At 62.2% G+C, this 18,556-nt stretch carries 18 protein-coding genes; 6 read left to right on the top strand and 12 right to left on the bottom strand.

The window, feature by feature from the left end; all coding sequences use genetic code 11:
- Nucleotides 1-44: 44 nt before the first annotated feature.
- From tdh to FCU66_RS37005, 3 genes are read right to left on the bottom strand one after another with little or no spacing between them, the layout of a single operon-like run.
- Nucleotides 45-1,079 (bottom strand): L-threonine 3-dehydrogenase, encoded by a 1,035-nt coding sequence (gene tdh / locus FCU66_RS37015; protein ID WP_136621011.1) that lies wholly within the window; start codon nucleotides 1,077-1,079, stop codon nucleotides 45-47.
- A gap of 52 nt (nucleotides 1,080-1,131) precedes the next feature.
- On the bottom strand, nucleotides 1,132-2,319 hold the full coding sequence (locus FCU66_RS37010) for a glycine C-acetyltransferase (protein ID WP_136621010.1): 1,188 nt from the start codon (nucleotides 2,317-2,319) through the stop codon (nucleotides 1,132-1,134).
- Nucleotides 2,316-2,603 carry a hypothetical protein gene (locus FCU66_RS37005; protein WP_136621009.1) on the bottom strand — a complete coding sequence of 96 codons (288 nt, stop codon included), beginning with the start codon at nucleotides 2,601-2,603 and terminating at the stop codon, nucleotides 2,316-2,318. Before FCU66_RS37005 ends, FCU66_RS37010 begins: the two co-directional genes overlap by 4 nt.
- A gap of 35 nt (nucleotides 2,604-2,638) precedes the next feature.
- Here FCU66_RS37005 and FCU66_RS37000 point away from each other — a divergent pair, with 35 nt between their 5' ends.
- The gene (locus tag FCU66_RS37000; RefSeq protein ID WP_136621008.1) at nucleotides 2,639-4,705 is read left to right on the top strand and encodes a putative bifunctional diguanylate cyclase/phosphodiesterase; all 2,067 of its coding nucleotides are present in this window, start codon (nucleotides 2,639-2,641) and stop codon (nucleotides 4,703-4,705) included.
- A gap of 132 nt (nucleotides 4,706-4,837) precedes the next feature.
- Nucleotides 4,838-5,578: a polysaccharide deacetylase family protein gene (locus FCU66_RS36995; RefSeq protein ID WP_136621007.1), complete on the top strand. Its 741-nt coding sequence runs from the start codon at nucleotides 4,838-4,840 to the stop codon at nucleotides 5,576-5,578.
- Here the strand turns inward: FCU66_RS36995 and FCU66_RS36990 are convergent.
- From FCU66_RS36990 to FCU66_RS36980, 3 genes are all read right to left on the bottom strand, one after another.
- On the bottom strand, nucleotides 5,566-6,015 hold the full coding sequence (locus tag FCU66_RS36990) for a type II toxin-antitoxin system VapC family toxin (protein ID WP_136621006.1): 450 nt from the start codon (nucleotides 6,013-6,015) through the stop codon (nucleotides 5,566-5,568). The genes FCU66_RS36995 and FCU66_RS36990 overlap by 13 nt on opposite strands.
- Before the next feature lie 8 nt (nucleotides 6,016-6,023).
- On the bottom strand, nucleotides 6,024-6,266 hold the full coding sequence (locus tag FCU66_RS36985; RefSeq protein WP_136621005.1) for a type II toxin-antitoxin system Phd/YefM family antitoxin: 243 nt from the start codon (nucleotides 6,264-6,266) through the stop codon (nucleotides 6,024-6,026).
- 77 nt (nucleotides 6,267-6,343) lie between these two features.
- The gene (locus FCU66_RS36980; protein WP_136621004.1) at nucleotides 6,344-6,769 is read right to left on the bottom strand and encodes a MarR family winged helix-turn-helix transcriptional regulator; all 426 of its coding nucleotides are present in this window, start codon (nucleotides 6,767-6,769) and stop codon (nucleotides 6,344-6,346) included.
- A gap of 117 nt (nucleotides 6,770-6,886) precedes the next feature.
- Here FCU66_RS36980 and FCU66_RS36975 point away from each other — a divergent pair, with 117 nt between their 5' ends.
- On the top strand, nucleotides 6,887-7,294 hold the full coding sequence (locus tag FCU66_RS36975) for a hypothetical protein (protein WP_136621003.1): 408 nt from the start codon (nucleotides 6,887-6,889) through the stop codon (nucleotides 7,292-7,294).
- Between the two features lie 135 nt (nucleotides 7,295-7,429).
- Here FCU66_RS36975 and FCU66_RS36970 read toward each other — a convergent pair whose 3' ends face one another.
- Nucleotides 7,430-9,475, bottom strand: a complete 2,046-nt coding sequence (locus FCU66_RS36970) for an NADH:flavin oxidoreductase (protein ID WP_136621002.1) — start codon at nucleotides 9,473-9,475, stop codon at nucleotides 7,430-7,432.
- A 141-nt stretch (nucleotides 9,476-9,616) separates the two neighbouring features.
- Here FCU66_RS36970 and queF point away from each other — a divergent pair, with 141 nt between their 5' ends.
- The gene (gene queF, locus FCU66_RS36965; RefSeq protein ID WP_136621001.1) at nucleotides 9,617-10,078 is read left to right on the top strand and encodes a preQ(1) synthase; all 462 of its coding nucleotides are present in this window, start codon (nucleotides 9,617-9,619) and stop codon (nucleotides 10,076-10,078) included.
- A gap of 9 nt (nucleotides 10,079-10,087) precedes the next feature.
- Here queF and FCU66_RS36960 read toward each other — a convergent pair whose 3' ends face one another.
- From FCU66_RS36960 to FCU66_RS36945, 4 genes are all read right to left on the bottom strand, one after another.
- Entirely contained in the window at nucleotides 10,088-10,702 is a 615-nt protein-coding gene (locus FCU66_RS36960) for a hypothetical protein (protein WP_136621000.1), read from the bottom strand.
- 4 nt (nucleotides 10,703-10,706) lie between these two features.
- A complete protein-coding gene (locus tag FCU66_RS36955) occupies nucleotides 10,707-11,186 on the bottom strand; it encodes a DUF3828 domain-containing protein (protein ID WP_136620999.1) in 480 nt (159 codons plus the stop codon).
- 96 nt (nucleotides 11,187-11,282) lie between these two features.
- Entirely contained in the window at nucleotides 11,283-12,932 is a 1,650-nt protein-coding gene (locus FCU66_RS36950) for an ABC transporter substrate-binding protein (RefSeq protein ID WP_136620998.1), read from the bottom strand.
- A 61-nt stretch (nucleotides 12,933-12,993) separates the two neighbouring features.
- Nucleotides 12,994-14,562, bottom strand: a complete 1,569-nt coding sequence (locus FCU66_RS36945) for a trimethylamine methyltransferase family protein (protein WP_136620997.1) — start codon at nucleotides 14,560-14,562, stop codon at nucleotides 12,994-12,996.
- 90 nt (nucleotides 14,563-14,652) lie between these two features.
- Here FCU66_RS36945 and FCU66_RS36940 point away from each other — a divergent pair, with 90 nt between their 5' ends.
- Together FCU66_RS36940 and mutL are read left to right on the top strand one after the other, a co-directional pair.
- Nucleotides 14,653-15,555, top strand: coding sequence for a LysR substrate-binding domain-containing protein (locus tag FCU66_RS36940; RefSeq protein WP_136620996.1), 903 nt, complete (start codon nucleotides 14,653-14,655; stop codon nucleotides 15,553-15,555).
- A 255-nt stretch (nucleotides 15,556-15,810) separates the two neighbouring features.
- Complete coding sequence (gene mutL / locus FCU66_RS36935) at nucleotides 15,811-17,685, top strand: DNA mismatch repair endonuclease MutL (RefSeq protein WP_136620995.1); 1,875 nt, start codon at nucleotides 15,811-15,813, stop codon at nucleotides 17,683-17,685.
- 27 nt (nucleotides 17,686-17,712) lie between these two features.
- Here mutL and FCU66_RS36930 read toward each other — a convergent pair whose 3' ends face one another.
- Nucleotides 17,713-18,471, bottom strand: coding sequence for a hypothetical protein (locus FCU66_RS36930; RefSeq protein WP_168992269.1), 759 nt, complete (start codon nucleotides 18,469-18,471; stop codon nucleotides 17,713-17,715).
- Nucleotides 18,472-18,556: the final 85 nt, after the last annotated feature.

Genomic DNA, 18,556 nt, shown 5'->3' with positions numbered 1-18,556 from the left:
ACAGAGGGGGGTGCTGTCCCTCCAGCGTTTCCAATCGGCCTTGTCTACCAGTCCATCACCACCTTGCCGGAACTGCCGCTGCGCATCGCATCGAAACCGGCTTGGAAATCGTCGATGCCGATGCGGTGCGTGATAAGCCCGGAAACATCGAGCGGGCCCTGCACCAGCGCGATCATCTTGTACCAGGTCTCGAACATCTCGCGGCCGTAGATGCCCTTGAGATGCAGCATCTTGAAGATGACCTTGTTCCAGTCGATCTCGAAGCCGGTCGGCGCGATGCCCAGAATGGCGATCTTGCCGCCATTGTTCATGGTGTCGATCATGTCGCGGAAGGCGGGGGCGGCGCCCGACATTTCGAGGCCGACGTCAAAACCCTCGGTCATGCCGAGTGCCGGCATGACGTCGCGCAGCTTTTCCTTCGACGCATCGACGACATGCTGGACGCCGAGTTTTTTCGCCAGCGCCAGCCGCACCGGGTTGATGTCGGTGATGACAACTTTTCGCGCGCCGACGCATTGAGCGACGAGCGCGCCCATGATGCCGATCGGCCCGGCGCCGGTGACCAGCACATCCTCACCGACCAGATCGAAGGACAATGCCGTGTGAACCGCATTGCCCAGGGGATCGAAAATCGCGGCGATCTCGTCGGGCACATCATCGGGGATCGGCACGACATTGTGCTGCGGGATCGCCAGATACTCGCCGAAAGCGCCGGGCCGGTTGACGCCGACGCCGAGCGTGTTGCGGCAGAGATGCCCTCGCCCCGCGCGGCAGTTGCGGCAATGGCCGCAGACGATGTGGCCTTCGCCCGACACGCGCTGGCCGACCTTGTATTCGGTGACCGCGGCGCCGAAATCGGCGACCGTGCCGACGAATTCATGGCCGGTGACCATTGGCACCGGCACAGTCTTTTGCGCCCACTGGTCCCAATTGTAGATATGGACGTCGGTGCCGCAGATCGCCGTTTTCTTGATCTTGATCAGCACGTCGTTGGGGCCGATTTCCGGCACCGGCACCTCTTCCATCCAGATGCCCGGTTCGGCCTTGGCCTTCACCAGCGCCTTCATCATGTTCAACATGCTTTTGTCCCTTGAATCTCTTGATCCGGAATCGCTTTTCGGTGCTGGCCGCTCAGGAAATCACGCCCAATTCCTTGCCAACCGCCGCAAACGCTTCCACCGCGCGGTCGATGTCGGCGCTGGAATGCGCCGCCGACATCTGCGTGCGGATGCGCGCCTGGCCTTTCGGCACCACCGGGAAGGAAAAGCCGATGACATAAATGCCGCGCTTCAGCATGCGTGCTGCCATCTCCTGCGCCAGCGTCGCGTCGCCCAGCATCACCGGAATGATTGGATGGTCGGCTCCGGCCAGCGTGAAGCCGAGCTTGCCCATCTGCGACCGGAACCGCGCTGCATTGGCATAGAGACGCTCGCGCAAGGCATCGCCATTGCGGATCAGTTCAAACACCTTGATCGAAGCGCCGGCAATCGCCGGCATCAGCGTGTTGGAGAAGAGATAGGGTCGTGAGCGCTGGCGCAGCCAGTCGACCACTTGGCTCTTGCCCGAGGTGTAACCGCCGGAGGCGCCGCCGAGTGCCTTGCCGAGCGTCCCCGTGATGATGTCGACCCCGCCTTCGACGCCGCAATGCTCGGCCGAGCCGCGGCCGTTCTGGCCGACGAAGCCGACCGCATGGCTGTCATCAACCATCACCATGGCGTCGTATTTCTCGGCGAGGTCGCAGACCCCCCTGAGATTGGCGATGATGCCATCCATCGAAAACACGCCGTCGGTGGCGATCAGCCGGAAGCGGCAGTCCTTCGCCTCCTTCAATCGCGCTTCGAGGTCGGCCATGTCATTGTTGGCGTAGCGGAAGCGTTTGGCCTTCGATAGCCGCACGCCGTCGATGATCGAGGCATGGTTCAGCGCATCGGAAATGATCGCGTCGTCCTCACCGAGCAACGTCTCGAACAGGCCGCCATTGGCGTCGAAGCAAGAGCCGTAAAGGATGGTGTCTTCCAGGCCGAGAAAGGATGAAATCGTCGCCTCGAGCTGCTTGTGCTCCTCTTGCGTGCCGCAGATGAAGCGCACCGACGCCATGCCGTAGCCATAGCGGTCGAGCGCCTGGCTGGCCGCCGCACGCAGGTCGGCGCTGTCGGCGAGGCCGAGATAGTTGTTGGCGCAGAAGTTGAGCACTTTCTGCCCGCCGACCTCGATCTCGGCTGACTGGGTCGAAGAGATCACCCGCTCGGATTTGTAGAGGCCGGCCGATTTGAGCCCCGCGAGCTCGCTGTCGATGTGGGAGAGGAATGCTGCGGTCATGATCTAGCCTCGTTTGACGTGGGCCGACTGTCGTCTCGTCCGCGCGAAAAATCCATCGCAAAAACGACCGGATCGGTGGCAAGCGGACCGATGTAGCCCCAATGTGGATTGTCATGCGGCCGCAGAAGCGAAGCCACGACAAATGCGGCTGGCCGACGACCGCTCAAATGTCGGTACAGCGCTAAACGAGCCGATAACCATTTCGCGATCTTTCCACGGCTCCCCCTTGCCGGCCAGCTGTCGATTTCCAGTCCTGTTAACGTTTGCAGTTCAATGGTGCTCATACAGGAATCCGTTGGCGAGAGGGCCGCCCCCGAACATGTCGCAGCAGCCGGTGCAAACCGTTTCAGGCAAGCTCATACTGCTGATCAAGGCTGGCTATTGGCTGGCCCTGCTGATCATTGCGGCCATGGTGATAGCCTCCTTCATCCTGCTGCAGCAGATGATGGCCACCCAACAGCACAACCACACCTTGCTCGACATTGTCAGCACGCAAAAGACGCTGTCGCAGCGCATCGTCTTCCTTGCCAGTGCAACGGGTGCCGGTTCGCGCGACAAGCAGCCGGCGCTGGTCAGCGCGCTCAAGCAGGCAACGGCGGAGTTCGAGACGAACTACGATCTGCTGCTCGAGCAGACGGGAGCCGATCCGCAATCGTCGGCCAAGCTCGACCCGAAGTCGATCGAAAGCGTGCTTTTCGCCAAGCCATTCCACCTCGACTATTTCTCGGTCGGGCTGATTGCCAATGGCGACCGCCTGATCTCGGCCTATGAATCGCAATTCACAGGCAATGGCGGCTACAAGGGCGGCGACGAGCGCGTCAATCTCAATGCCTCTGTCGCCAACGCGACCCTGTCAGGCTACGCCGCGCTTGGCCAGCGCATCAGCGCCGACGCCGACGAGCGCTCCGAGAATCTGCTCGCCCTCCATCGCACGCTGTTTTACGCCACCCTCGGCGTTATCATACTGGTGGCTCTCTTCATCTTCAGGCCGATGTCGAACGCCATCCTGCGCAAGACGCATGAGCTGATCGATGCGCGCAATTCCATGGCCTTCATCGCGGTGCATGACGGCCTCACCGGCCTGCACAACCGCACGTTCCTGACCGATCATTTCGATACGCTGATCAAGGGCACGCACCGGCGTCGCGAGCGCCTTGCCGTCGTCCAGCTCGACCTCGACCGGTTCAAGCAGATCAACGATACGCTCGGCCACGCCGCCGGCGACTATGTGCTGGTCGTCACGGCGCAGCGCATGCGCGATTCCTGCCGGGCGTCGGATCTGTGCGTGCGCCTGGGCGGTGACGAGTTCGTCATGATCCTCGGCGGCGCCGGCGGCACCGAAGACATCAACATGCTCGCCCGGCGCATCCTGGCGCACATTAACGAGCCGATCGTCTTCCAGGGCACGACCATTCTCCCAGGCGCCAGCGCCGGCATCGCCGTCTATCCCATCGACGCCGACAATGCCCAGGATCTGCTGGTCCACGCCGATCTGGCGCTCTACTCCGCCAAGAAGCTGGGCGGCGGCAACTTCTCCTTCTTCTCCGAAGAGTTGCGCCGCGAACTCGACTATCGCAAGCAGCTCGAGCACGACATCAAGGTCGCCATCGCGGAGCGGGCCTTCCAGGTTTATTTCCAGCCGCAGGTCTCGCTGACCAATGGCACGATCAGCGGCATCGAGGCGCTGGTTCGCTGGAACCATGCAGAGCGCGGCATGATCCCACCCGGCGAATTCATTCCGGTTGCCGAGAAATGCGGCTTCATGCCCGAGATCGGCCGCATCGTCATCACCAAGGCGATCAACGAGGCGGCCGAATGGAACCGCGCCGGAATTGCCTTCGGGCGGCTTGCCGTCAATGTTTCCGGCACCGAATTGCGCGAGCACGATTTCGACGCGTTTTTGTTTGAGACGCTGGAAAAGGCCGGGCTACCGCCGCAGAAACTGTCGCTGGAAATCGTCGAATCCGTCATTCTCGACGACGAGAAGACGGGCATCGCCGCCAAGCTGCGCCACATCAGGGCGGCCGGCGTTCATCTCGAACTCGACGATTTCGGCACCGGCTATGCCTCGCTCAGCCATGTCAACCCGAACGAGATCGACCGGCTGAAGATCGACCGCCGCTTCGTCCAGAACATCCATGAGAATGGCGACAACTCGAAGATCGTGCGCGCCATCACCGAGCTGGCGCGTGGCCTTGGCATCTCGATCGTTGCCGAAGGCGCCGAAACCGAGGCCGAACTCGATTCGCTGATGGCGATCGGCTGCGACCAGGTGCAGGGTTACTCCATCGCCTTCCCGATGCCGCACGACAAGGCGCTGGAATGGCTGACCGCCCGCATGCCGAAGAAGGCCAAGCTGACGGTGCTGCAAGGAAGCCTGGCGTAGGCTTGTCTTTTTGTTTGTGCATGTCGTTGTCCCAAAACCGCTGCGCACTTTTGGGCGACATCCACCGGCCCGCCTTGACAAGCCGTTGTGGGCATGGCCGCCTGTCGTGATTGCAACCGGATATTGCGGGTAATGACACCGTTTCGGTTTGTCCTGGCGGCACTGTTGATTTTTGCGGCCCCCGCCCATGGCGCCGATCGCACCATCTATCTTACCTTCGACGATGGCCCGCTGAACGGCACAAGCAATATCCTCGATGTGCTGGAAGCCGAGCAGGTTCCGGCGGCCATGTTCATGGTCGGCATGCACGCGCAGGCGAGCGCAGGCAACAGGGCGCTCGTCCAGCGCGCCAAGCAGCTTGCGCTGGTGACGCTGGGCAACCACAGCTACAGCCACGCCAACAACCGCTACCAGCATTTTTACGCCGACACCGAAGGCGTCGTCGCCGACATGATGCGGGCAAACGCGGTGCTTGGGCTCAAGCCCGTGGTGCATGCGCGGCTGCCGGGACGCGACGTGTTCAGACTGCCCTCCATGTCGAAGAACGACACCTCGCTTGGCCTCGCCCAGGAGGGGCGTGAAGAGCCCGACTACGAGTTTGTCGCGGCCTCAGGCTTCTATCTCTACGGCTGGGACCACGAATGGGTGCACAAGGACAGCGGCGAACCGGTGCAGAGCGTCGACCATCTGGTCAGCGAGATCGATCACCTGTTCGGCTATGGCCGCTTCGTCAAGCCCGGCAAGCTGATCCTGTTGATGCATGACGAGATGTTCCAGGACCGCTTCGACGGCAAGACGAAGCTGACCAATTTGATCACCGCGCTGAAGCTGCGCCATTACACCTTTGGGGCGATCAAGGGCTACGACGACTGAGCCGGTAAGGATGGCAAGCTCTTCAGTGGATTGAGCATCGGCACACCAAGTGGGGCGAAATGACGCTCGTTGTCCGTCAGTATCGTCAAACCATGGACCTCGGCAGTGGCAGCGATCGCGATGTCTTCAAATCCAGGCCGATGCGCCCTCGCCCGATCCAGGATTAGTCCCGCAGCATGCGCGGCGTGCAAGTCGAAAGGAAGCATTCTTTCTCCATAAAGGTGCTGGACCGCTTGCCACCAACCGCGCAGCGAGTTCGCCTTTGTTGTCGCACCCTCACGTTCGGCCTTCGCTATTCCGGTGGCGACTTCGGACGCGGTGACAACGGACAGGAACAGATGGTTGCTCGCTTGGTCGAGCCATGTCGCCAAGTCTTGTCGATCGGCTTTCTTGGACGGAGCCATTGCCGAGATGATATTGGTGTCCAGCAGAAACATCGACAGCGTTACAATGCAACCTTGCGAGCTGGTTTGCGGGAACGTGACGGAATATCGCCAACGTCACCAGGAAAGGCCGCTAACAATTGCCCAAAACTTGGCACGCGCGAGAGCCTTTCATAGTCTTCGAAAGACAAAATGACAGCCTGCTTGCGCCCGTGACGGGTGATGACGGCAGGCGTCCCGGCGACGGCTTGATCGACCACCGCTGAAAGTGTTGCCTTGGCATCCTTCAACTGAATCTCGCGCACAGCTCGCTCCAAAGAATGACTAGAGTAGTCATATAGCAGGGCAGCTCGGATCAAACAAGGCTTGTCGGCCCCTAAGATCACCCCACATTGCCCCGCAACGCCGCCAGCACCTGCGCGAACTCCGCCAACCGCTCGTCGGACAACCCCACTCGCAGCCGCTTGTCAAAGGAAAGCGCGGCCTTGCGCAATGTCTCGAACATCGCTTCTCCGGCTGCAGTCAATTCGACCAGATGAACCCGGCGGTTGACGGGATCGCGGCGGCGCGTCAGCAGGCCCTGCGCCTCCATCGCGTTGAGATGGTGGGTCAACGTCGCGCCCTGGATGCCGATCATGCCGGCGAGTTCGCGCTGATTGGCAAGCTTGCTCGACTTGACCGACAGCAAGGTAAGCCAGACCGGCAACGTACCGCCGGCCTCGACCAGGGCGGCGTCGAAAGCCTGGGCAACCAGCTTGGCGGTTCGACCGAGATTCATGCCGACTGGCGGGCGTTCGAAGGGTGTCATTGCAGGACACTAGACGGTGTTTTCCGCCGAGGGAACTGGCTGTCCTTTGTACATTGACATCTAATCATTCGATATCTAACTATACACGCAATCGCGGACGCGAGAGGAGATCCGGTCATGCAGTATGTCTACATTGTCGTTATCGGCCTTCACGTCATGGCCGGTGTTTTCTGGGCAGGCACCACGATCACGCTGGCGCGCGACCCCGATATCCGGGCCGAGCGCTTCATCCAGCCGCAGATGAGCGCGGCCGGCATGGTTTTCCTGACCGGGGCGCTGATGTGGTATTTCTTCCATGGCGCCTATTTCGGCTCGATGGAAATGGTGCTGGCGCTTGGCATCCTGGCCGCTTTCGCCGCCGCCGGCGTGCTCGGCGCCATGGTCAGAGCGCCCAGCAGACGACTTGCCGGCGCGAATGCGGAAACCGAAACGCAACTGCGCGCCAGAATGGCGACGGGCGAGCGCATTGCCGCCTGGTTGCTGGTCGTCACGGTGCTGTGCATGGCTGTCGCACATATGGTCTGAGACACAGCACAATTTCACGGAATCGTACGTTGTCTGGCGACGAGCCAATGACGTGCGGGCGCGCGGTCAGACCGAAGTACACGGGCTCTCGTACGCAGGTCCGATCGCGCGCTACCAATTCTCGCGATAGTGACATCAGATCCGCAAGCCGAACCTGATGCCGTCATAGATGGCGGCATGGATGTTGCGCGAGGCGACCGCGTCGCCAATGCGGAACATCACGAAGCCGCCTTGCGGATTACGGACCGGAAAGATGTCGCCACCGCTCACCAGACGCTCGTAATCCACCGCGCCGCCATTCTTCGATAGCGGCTTCAGTGTGAGATAGAGTTCGTCGAGCGGCAGCGTGCCATGCTCGACCACCACCTGGTCGACTCGCCTTTCGCCGCGCCAGCCATCGGCGAAATCCGAAGCGAGTTCTGCCACCAATTGGTTGCCCTCGCGCCGCACCGAACGCAGCCGTGTGTTGATGGTGATGGTGACGCCCTTTTCCTGGAAGGCGCGCATGTATGGCACGTGGTTCATGCCGCCCATTTCCGGGGCAAAGAAGCGCTCCGGCGAAACAAGTTCGAGTTTCGAGCCAGCATTGGCGATCAGCTCGGCCGCGCCCATTCCCTGATGGCCGCCATTGTCGTCATAGAGCAGCACATTTTCGGCCGGCTTGACGCTGCCGGCCATGATGTCCCAGCTCGAGGTGACAAGGTTGTCGCCCGCCGTCAGCGGCGGATTTTGCGGCAGCCCGCCGGTGGCGACCACCACCACGTCGGGCGACAGCGCCAGAACATCGTCCTTCTCCGCCCAGGTGTCGTAGCGGATCTCGACGCCGAGCCGGTCGAGTTCGGCCAGCCGCCAGTCGATGATGCCGATCAGTTCCTTGCGCCGCGGGTTCTGCGTCGCCAGCCGAACCTGGCCGCCGGCCTGGCTCGACGCTTCAAGCACCGTCACCTTGTGGCCGCGCTCGGCCGCCACCCGCGCCATCTCCAGCCCGCCGGCGCCGGCGCCGACCACGACAATTTTCTGCTTCGGCCCCTCTGTCTTGACGATGATGTGCGGGATATCGGCCTCGCGGCCGGTCGCCGCATTGTGGACGCACAGTGCTTCGCCGCCCTCATAGATGCGGTCGAGACAATAGGTGGCGCCCACACATGGGCGTATCTCGTGCTCGCGGCCCTCCATCACCTTTTTCATGATGTGCGGATCGGCGATGTGGGCGCGGGTCATGCCGACCATGTCGAGCTTGCCGGTGGCGATGGCGTGGCGTGCGGTGGCGACGTCGGAAATCCGCGCCGCATGAAAGGTCGGGAATTTTGTCGCCGCCCTGACCTCGCCGGCGAAATCGAGATGCGGCGATGAGCGCATGCCGGTCACGGGAATGACCTTCGTCAAAGCAGCATCGGTCTCGATCGAGCCGCGGATGATGTTGAGGAAATCGACCTTGCCGGAATTGGCCAGCCGCCTGGCAATCTCGATGCCCTCCGCCTTCGACAGGCCTTTTTCGAAATCTTCGTCGGCGACCATGCGGATGCCGACGACGAATTTGTCGCCGACGGCTGCGCGCACGGCATCGAGCACCATGTTGGTGAAGCGCAAGCGGTTGTCGAGCGAACCGCCGAACTCGTCGTCGCGGTGGTTGGTGGCCGGCGACCAGAAGCCGTCCATCAGATGGCCGTAGGCCTCGAATTCGATGCCGTCGAGACCGGCGACCTGGCAGCGCTGGGCCGCCGACGCATAGTCGGCAATGATGCGCTCGATGTCCCAGTCTTCGATGGTCTTGGGGAAAGCACGGTGCGCCGGCTCGCGTACCGGCGAGGCCGAGAGCACAGGCAGCCAGTCGGCCTTGTTCCAGCCGGTGCGGCGGCCGAGATGGGTGATCTGGATCATCACCTTGCAGTCGTGCTCGTGGCAGGCCTCAGTGAGCTCGGCCAGCCACGGCACGATCTTGTCGTCATAGACATGCAAATTGCCGAAGGCGGCCGGACTGTCGCGCGAAACGATCGCCGAGCCGGCGGTCATGGTCAGCGCCATGCCGCCCTTTGCCTTCTCGGCATGGTAGAGCCGATAGCGCTGTTTGGGCATACCGTCTTCCGAATAGGCCGGCTCATGGCTGGTCGACATGACCCGGTTCTTCAGCGTCAGATGTTTGAGCTGATAGGGCTGGAGAAGCGGATCGTTGGAGGTCATCGTCTTCCTGCTGTTTCAAATTGTGCTGAAACAGCGTGCGCTGCTTCAGATCTTATTTTAATCATCGGATTCATCCGAAAACCGCTGCGCACTTTTCGGTCCGATGCTAATGAGCGGCAAAATCGAACGAGGCCACCGCCCATGACCATGACAAAAGACCTTACCCAGCTCGGCGCGCACGTCGAGACGCCACAGAGCCCCGAAGCTGCGGTCCTGGAAACCGTGCCGTTTGCACGCGGCGACGGACCGCCGGCGATCGTGCGCTTCGTCTGCCCGGAATTCACCTCGCTGTGCCCGGTCACCGGCCAGCCGGATTTCGCCCATATCGTCATCGACTACGCACCTGATACGGCTCTGGTGGAATCGAAGTCGCTCAAGCTGTTCATGACCTCGTTTCGCAATCACGGCGCCTTCCATGAAGAATGCACCGTCATGATCGGCCGCCGCATTGTGGCGGCAACCAAGCCGCTGTGGTTGCGCATAGGCGGCTATTGGTATCCGCGCGGCGGCATTCCGATCGACGTGTTCTGGCAGACAGGCGCTCCGCCGGAAGGCAGCTGGCTGCCCGACACCGGCGTCGCGCCCTATCGCGGGCGCGGCTGAGCTCGCCCATCATTCGCACTGATATTGGCTGAGTGCCCATTCGCCGGTCACCGACAACAGGTCCGTGATCTTCCAGTCGCCGTCGACCTTCTTGAATTTCCACTCCAGCCGGTGCGGATTGCCTGATATGACGAAGGCGACGATGACCTTGGCCTGGTCGCCGTTGATCGCTTCGAGCGTCTTCAGGCTCTTGTCGATCTCGGCCTTGTCATAATCCGCATTGTCCAGCGCCATGTTGGGGTCGAGACACTCGCCCTGCCCGGATTTGCGCAAGGCGTCGCTCTTGTCGAGCACGGTTTTCGCCGGATCGATGAAATGGCCGCGCTCTGACGGATCGATCTCCAGCCCGACCTGATCGTAAAATGGCCTGACAACCGCTGTCGGCGACCCGGGCTGGATGGGTGCTACCGGCGCGGCCTCGGCTGGCGACCATCCAACTGGTGGCGTTGCCGGTTCCACCCCGGTTCCGGGCGCATTCGCGGGCGGTGTCCCGCTGTCGCCCGGCGCGGTGTCAGCCGGGGCGTTTGCCGGCGGCGCACCCAGCAACCCTTGCGCGGCTGCACCGCTCAGCCCCACCGCCAGCAGGCACATGGTCGACAGTGCCAGGAAGGGGCGACAGGCCATCGCATCACTCCGGTGTCTGGCCGGCCATGCATTCCAGCGCGCTGAGCGTCCAGTCGCTGGTCTTGGAGGCGATGTCCGATATCTTCCACTTGCCGTCGATCTTCTTGAGCGACCAGACCATTTCACGTTTGGAATCGTCGCCTTCCGAAAAAAGGCTGAAGGACGCTGTAACCTCTGCGTTGTCGCCATCCAGCTTCTCAGACAGTTTCAGCGTTTTCGAGACAGTCTTCTGATCGAAATCCTGGGCATCGAGACCAGGATCGAAATCGATGCAGGCAACCTCGTCCGGGTTCTTTTTCGTTGCCTGGTCGTTCAGGCCGAACAGTTTCGTCACCGGCTCGGTGAACCGATCCCGATATTGTTCGTCGGCCTCGAACTTGACCGCCGGAACATAGAAGAACTTCACGGCGTTGGACGCCGGTCCGGCAAAGGCGGCCGCCGGCATGGCTATCGAAAGGGCGGCAACGAGCACGGTCAGTCTCATGCAGAATCTCCGGCTTTTGATGGCTTGAGCCTATCAATACCACGTATCCTGCATATCGGCTTTTTTGCGGCTCATGAAGTCCTGCAGCGCCTTGTTTCAGCCGTCCAGCCAGACGTTCTGGAGATCCATCTCGAAGGTCTGGTGGACACCGTAGTTCTTCACCTTTTTGTTCATGTGGCTGAAGAGTTTCTGCCAGAACGGCTGAACAATGACGCCCGAATCCTGCAGGATCTGCTCGACATCCTTCATCACCTCCTTGCGCTTGGCCACGTCGATCAGCGAAAGCGCCTGCTTGAGCTTGGCATCGAAGTCTGGGTTGGAATAGGCCGATTCATTCCACGCCTCGCCGGTGCGATAGCCGAGCGCCAGCACCTGGACGCCGAGCGGGCGCATGTACCAGATCGTCATGGAATAGGGATATTTCGTCCAGTCGTTCCAGAAGGTCGAACCCGGCAGCACCGTGCGCTTCACCTTGATCCCGGCATCGCGCAACTGGCCGGCAATGGCGTCGCCGGTGTTCTTCTGCCAATCGTCCTCGATGGTGATCAGCTCATGCTCGAAGTCGGCCTGTCCGGCTTCCGCCATCAGCTTCTTGGCGCCGGCCGCGTCGCGTGTCTTCTTGGGCAGCGGGTAGTATTCCGGATGGATCGGGGCGACGTGGTGGTTTTCACCAGGGGTGCCTCGCCCGGCATAGCCAAGTTCGAGAACCGCATTGTTGTCGACAGCCATTTGCAGGGCGTTGCGCACCCGCTGGTCATCATAGGGCTTGTGGGTGATGTTGGTGCGGGCAACCAGCGTCGTCGCCGTAGCGACCTCCGATTTCACCAGATCCATCTTGTCGAGGATGTCGATGAAGTCGGCGGGCGTCTCGAAATTGAGATCGATCTCGCCGGAATCGAATGCGTTCACCGAAGCGTTGAAGTCGGTGCCGTAGTCGATGAATTCGACGCCGTCGAGTGGCGCTTCACCGCCCCACCACTTGCCATTCTCACGGCGCTTGACGACCGCCTTCTGGCCAACATCGTAGGAGACCAGTTCGAACGCTCCCGTGCCGATCGGCTTTTTGATGGGATCGGCGCCGTCGGCATCGAAGTTGCGATGCACCACGAGCGCCGGATAGTCGGTAAAATTCGGGATCAACGAAATGTCGGGTTCGTTCAGTTTCAGCTTGACCGTGTTGTCGTCGACCTTGGTGATCGCGCCGTCCCTGGCTTTGCCGGTCTTTGCGTCGATCAGCGCGCCGACCCGTGCGGCCATGGAATTGCCAGCGACATTCTTCTCGCACCAGCGCGTCAGATTGTAGGCGACGTCGTCGGCGTTGAAAGCGTCGCCGTTGTTCCATGTGATGCCCTTGCGCACGTGCAGCACATATTCGGTGGCGTCGTCGTTGATATCCCAGCTTTCGAGCAGGACCGGCTCGAATGTGAACTGTCTGGTGTAGCGGACAAGCGGCTCCAGCCAGCAGCGCGAAATGTTCGCCAGTTCCACCCAGTCGTAAGTGCGCGGATCCTTCTGTCCCTTCACCGACATCGAGACGCGCAGCGTTCCGCCTTTCTTCGGCTCTTCGGCCAAGGCCCGATCCGGCACGGCAAGACCGATCATGCCATAGGCAAGCGCCGTCGATGCGCCGAAGGCGCTTGCCAGCGCCAGGAACTCGCGTCGGTCCATGCGGCCCGCACATGCGTCTTGCGCCATCGCCTCGATAGCGCTCGGCACGCGATCGCCGCTACTTCTGAAGAATGTCATTTTTTTCCTCCGCTTCTTTCGCATTGTTGGATGCGTGGCGTTGATCGCCCTTCTCGGATGTTCAGTACCAGGCGTCCGCCATCTCAAGCTTCTTACGGCCCATGAAGTCCTGCAGTGCCTCGTCTATGTCAGGGTCCAGCGGCGGTGCCTGGTATTCGGCCAGCGCCTTCTTCCAGCGCCGGTTGGCGCGAATGGCGGCATCTTCCGATCCGGCAGCCTCCCACTTCTCGTAAGGTTCGTTGTCGGCGATCTCGGAATCCCAGAAGGCCGTCTCGTAATTGGCCAAGGTATGGGCCGAACCGAAGAAATGGCTGCCGGGACCAACCTCCCTGAAGGCGTCGAGCGCCAACTGGTTGTCGTCGATCTTCACCCCGTCGAGATAGGTGTGCAGCGCGCCGCAGAAATCGGCGTCCATGACGAATTTTTCGTAGGACATCGACAGGAGGCCGTCGAGGAAGCCGGCCGAATGCAGGATGAAATTGGCGCCGCAATGCACGGCCGCCAGCATCGACATGGTGCCTTCGTTCATGGCGTGCGCGTCGGGCAGCTTCGAGGTGGTGAAATTGCCGGAGCAGCGCAGCGGCAGGTTCAGCCGCCGCGCCAGCTGCCCGATGACCATCGAGCCGATCGCCGGCTCAGGTGTGCCAAAGGTGGGCGAGCCCGAACGCAGCGACATCGAGGATAGGAAATTGCCGAAAATGACCGGCGCGCCGGGCCGTTCGAGCTGGGTCAGCGCGCAGCCGGCCATGGTTTCGGCGAGCGACTGGGCGATGGCACCAGCATTGGTCACCGGGCCCATGGCGCCGCCGAGGATGAACGGCACGATGACAGCCGCCTGGTTGGCGCGAGCATAGGCGCGCAGCGCCGTCGTCATCGTCGCGTCCCAGACCAGCGGCGAGTTGACGTTGACATTGCCGAGGATGACGCAGTTTTGGTCGACAAAATCATGGCCAAAGACGATGCGCGCCATGTCGATCGAATCCTCGGCGCGGCTCTCAGCCGTCACAGAGCCCATGAAGCCGCGATCGGAATATTTGATGTGGCTGTAGACCATGTCGAGATGGCGCTTGTTGACCGGCACGTCGACCGGCTCGCAGATGGTGCCGCCGGAATGGTGCAGCCACGGCGAGGACTGCGCCAACTTTACGAAATTGCGGAAATCCTCGATCGTGCCGTAGCGGCGGCCCTTGTCGATATCCATGACGAAGGGCGAGCCATAGGCCGGCGAGAAGACGACGCTTTTGCCACCGATCTCGACCGAATTGGCCGGATTGCGCGCATGCTGGGTGAAGCTCGCCGGCGCCGTCTTGAGGATCTCGCGCAGCATGCCCGGCTCGAACTTGACCAGAGCGCCGTCAATATCGGCCCCTGCCCGCTTCCAATGCGCAAGTACTGCCGGATCGTCGCGGAACTCGATGCCGATTTCGGCCAGTATCCGATCGGCGGTCGCTTCGATACGCAGCAGGTTCTCTTCCGACAGGATGTCGTAGGTCGGGATGTTGCGCACGATGTAGGGTCGGCTGAGCCCTTCCGACCCGTGCGAACGCAGTTCACGCCGGGCGATGCGGCCACCGCCGCGCTCACGGCGTTTGGCGGGTTCGATTGTCGTCTCGGCGGCCGGTGCGTTCATGGAGCCTCCATCTGTTTCCGAGGACAATCTACGCAGACAAAATGGCGATGTGACGCTGGAAAATCCTGATCTCTTGTATAAGCTGGGCTTATGCGAAGCCTGCGCCACCTCTTGCCTTCCGCCGGCAGCCTGATCGTCTTCGAGGCGGCAGGACGGCTGTCGAGCTTCACCGCCGCCGGGCGCGAGCTCGGCATGACGCAGGCCGCCGTCTCCTATGCCGTGCGCGGACTGGAGGAACAGCTTGGCGCCAAGCTGTTCCAGCGTCGCCACCGCCAGGTCATCCTGACCGAGGCCGGCGAGCGCTTCCACGCCGACGTTTCGCTCGGCCTGTCGCATATCCGCAAATCGGCGGAAGATTTGCGCCTGCAGGCAAGTGGCGGCCATGTGACGCTTGCCGCGTCGACGGCCTTTGGTTCGTTCTGGATGATGCCGCGCCTGCAGCAATTCCGCGACGAACTGCCGGGCATCGACCTGCGGATCCAGACCGCCGACCGCGACCTCGACATCATCGCGGAAGGCATCCCTCTCGGCGTGCGCGGCGGCGAGCCTCGGGACTGGCCGGACTATCACTCGTTGCCGCTGGCCGACGAGGAGATATTTCCCGTCGCCGGCACCAGCTATGCGGCAAAGTTCGGCCTGCCCAAATCCGCTGCAGAACTGGCCACGCACCGGCTCATCCATCTGGAAGAGCCGTATCGCGAGGCGGCGAGCTGGGACGAATGGTTCCAGTCGGCCGGCGCCAGTCTCAACGATGCCGCGCGCGGCCTGCGCATCAATGACTATGGCCTGGTGATCCAGGGCGTCATGGAAGGGCAAGGTATCGCGCTCGGCTGGCGGCACCTCGCCGAGCGGCTGCTGGCATCCGGCCTGCTGGTGCCGGTGACGGATCATGTGCTGAGGACGGGCAAGGCGTTCTATGTCGTCTGGCCGAAGAACCGGGAGCTTAGTGAGAATGCGCGCAAGGTAAGGGATTGGCTGGCCGCGCAGGCTTGAGGGGCAGTGCCTCCCAGTCCCTTGGAAGTCGGCGGGACAGCACCCCCCTCTGTCCTGCCGGACATCTCCCCCGCAAGTGGGGAGATTGGCAGTTCCAACCTCGCCGCCCTTCCTGCAGCGCTGAAGATTGGCGAAAGCCGTGGCGACATCCGATCTCCCTCCTTGCGGGGGAGATGGCCGGCAGGCCAGAGGGGGGTGCTGGCCCGCCAGCATCGAAAGCTTCCGACGAGCTACGAATCCGCCTATAGTGGTTCCATGCCCATTCGCCAGCTTTCCGACACGATGATCAACCAGATCGCCGCCGGCGAAGTCATCGAGCGTCCGGCAAGCGTGGTCAAGGAACTGGTCGAGAATGCGCTCGACGCCGGTGCTTCACGCGTCGAGATCGTCACCGCCGGCGGCGGACTGAGCCTGATCCGCGTCACCGATGACGGCTCCGGCATTCCCGAACCGGAGCTGGCGCTGGCGATTGCGCGTCACTGCACCTCCAAGCTCACCGAGGATATCAACGACATCCGCTCGCTCGGCTTCCGCGGCGAAGCACTGCCGTCGATCGGCTCGGTGTCGCGGCTGTCGATCCGTTCGCGTACGGCCGCCGGCGACAGTGCCGCCGAGATCGGCATCGAGGGTGGCCGCGTCTTGCCCGTCAGACCGGCGGCGGCCAATCGCGGCACCACGGTGGAGGTGCGCGACCTGTTCTTCGCAACGCCGGCCCGACTGAAATTCATGAAGGGCGAGCGCGCCGAAAGCTCGGCGACCAGCGACGTGGTCAAGCGCATCGCCATCGCCTTCCCCGCCGTGCGCTTCACGCTGGCTGGCCCGGACCGCTCGACATTGGAATTGCCGGCGACCGACGACAGCGCGGCAGGCAGCCTGCGTCGCGTCGCCCAGGTGATGGGTGCCGACTTTCCCGACAATTCCATTGCCATCGAGGCGATGCGCGAAGGCGTGCATCTGACCGGTCACGTGTCGATCCCGTCCTTCACCCGCGCCAATGCGCTGCAGCAATATGCTTACGTCAACGGCAGGCCGGTGCGCGACAAGCTGATCGCCGGCGCCATTCGCGGTGCCTTCGCCGACGTCCTGCCGCGCGACCGCCATGCGGTGACGGTGCTGTTCCTGTCGCTCGATCCGGCCATCGTCGACGTCAATGTCCATCCGGCCAAGGCCGATGTGCGCTTCCGCGATCCCGGCCTGGTGCGCGGGCTGATCGTCGGCGCCATCCGCCAGGCGCTGGCCGATTCCGGCATCCGCGCCGCCACCACGGGTGCGGCCGGCATGATGGCGGCCTTCCGGCCCGGCGCCGCACCCTACGGTCACGGCGGCCCTGCCAATGGCCACCGCAGCTACGAGGCATCATACCATGCCTCCGGCTCGTCCGGCTTCGATCCGGCCCGGTCGCCGCAGCGGCCACTCGACATGGGTTTCGAGGGCGCCGGCTTCGAGCATCGCGGTTTGCGTGAGAACGAGCAGGCGGCGTTCGATGCCGGCCCGCTTGCCAGCGCCGATGCGCGTGCCGGGCAGGATGAGGCGGCCGAGACGCTGCTTGGCGCGGTGCTGGGTGCGGCGCGTGCGCAGGTACATGAGAACTACATCGTCGCGCAGACCAGGGATTCGCTCGTCATCGTCGACCAGCATGCGGCGCATGAACGGCTGGTCTACGAAGCGCTGAAGAACGCACTGCATTCGCGCCCCGTGCCCTCGCAGATGCTGCTTCTGCCTGAAATCATCGATCTGCCGGAAGAGGACGCCGAGCGGCTTGCGTTGCATTCGGAAACGCTGGCCCGCTTCGGCCTCAGCATCGAGCGCTTCGGCCCCGGCGCTGTCGCCGTGCGTGAGACGCCGTCGATGCTGGGCGAAACCAATGTCCAGCAATTGGTGCGCGACCTCGCCGACGAGATCGCCGACAACGACACGGTCGACACGCTGAAGGAACGGCTGGACAAGATCGCCGCGACCATGGCCTGCCACGGCTCGGTGCGTTCCGGCCGTCTGCTCAAGGCCGAGGAGATGAACGCCCTGCTGCGCCAGATGGAGGCGACGCCCGGCTCCGGCACCTGCAACCATGGCCGCCCGACCTATATCGAGCTCAAGCTGGCCGACATCGAAAGACTGTTCGGGCGGCGTTGAGGTCTTGCTGACGATCGGCGTCCCGCTTCATTTCCTCTGACGGTACTTCTTGGTCTTGCGGTTAAAGGCATAGTCCATCGTATATCCGGCGCCGCCACCTCGAAAATTCACCGAAATGATGTCCTTGCCTCGCTCGGCCCACTTCTGGACGTTCTCATAGATGGACGTCATCAGCATGCCGGCGTTGCAGTTGTCATCATCGAAGGCGATCTCCTGAACGACCTTCCTGCTGCTCTTTTTGATGACCTGCATCTTCGCCATGCAAGTACCTGAGTCGGTGTTCGTATAAACGCCGGCAAACCTGTCGGCGGCTGTTTCGGCCCAGAAGGGGATTTCGACGGTTCCGTCAATCTTTGTGTCGCCCGTGTCGTCGAGGCTCGCGACCTTCTTGAGCGTGACGGGATATTTATCCGCCCCCTTGCTCCAGGTGCCTGTCGCGCCGTTTTCAGCCATGTCGAGGGAAAACGGGCATGCAGTGGTGTCGACGGGGATCTTTGATCCAACCACCAATATCCGGTCGAATTCCTTGTCGTTCGAGATCTCGCAGAGTGCGAGCCTGGTGCCGTTGAGCTTGCCGAACACCGCTATCGGGCTTTGTTTCGCGTCGTAGAAATAGCTTCCCTCGACGGTCATGCCGCTGCCGAAGCCGTCATATGTCTGAAGCGAGACATGAACGGGCTGGGAGCCGATGGATCCTTCGTAATTCTCCACGTGATACCAACCCGCGGCGGCCTTCCCGCTCAGCAGCAAGACGCAAAAAATTGCCGATATGAACAGTCTTCCCATTCCGTCCCCCCAGTGAAGGCAACTCACCATAGCTGCCCTTCTCCTGGGTGTCTGCATGCTGGCGGATACGGTTCCCGGTTTGAGT

This window comes from Mesorhizobium norvegicum (assembly GCF_004919685.1).
In the GTDB taxonomy this organism is placed as follows: Bacteria; Pseudomonadota; Alphaproteobacteria; order Rhizobiales; family Rhizobiaceae; genus Mesorhizobium; species Mesorhizobium norvegicum.
This window is presented reverse-complemented; position numbering and strand designations above follow the sequence as displayed.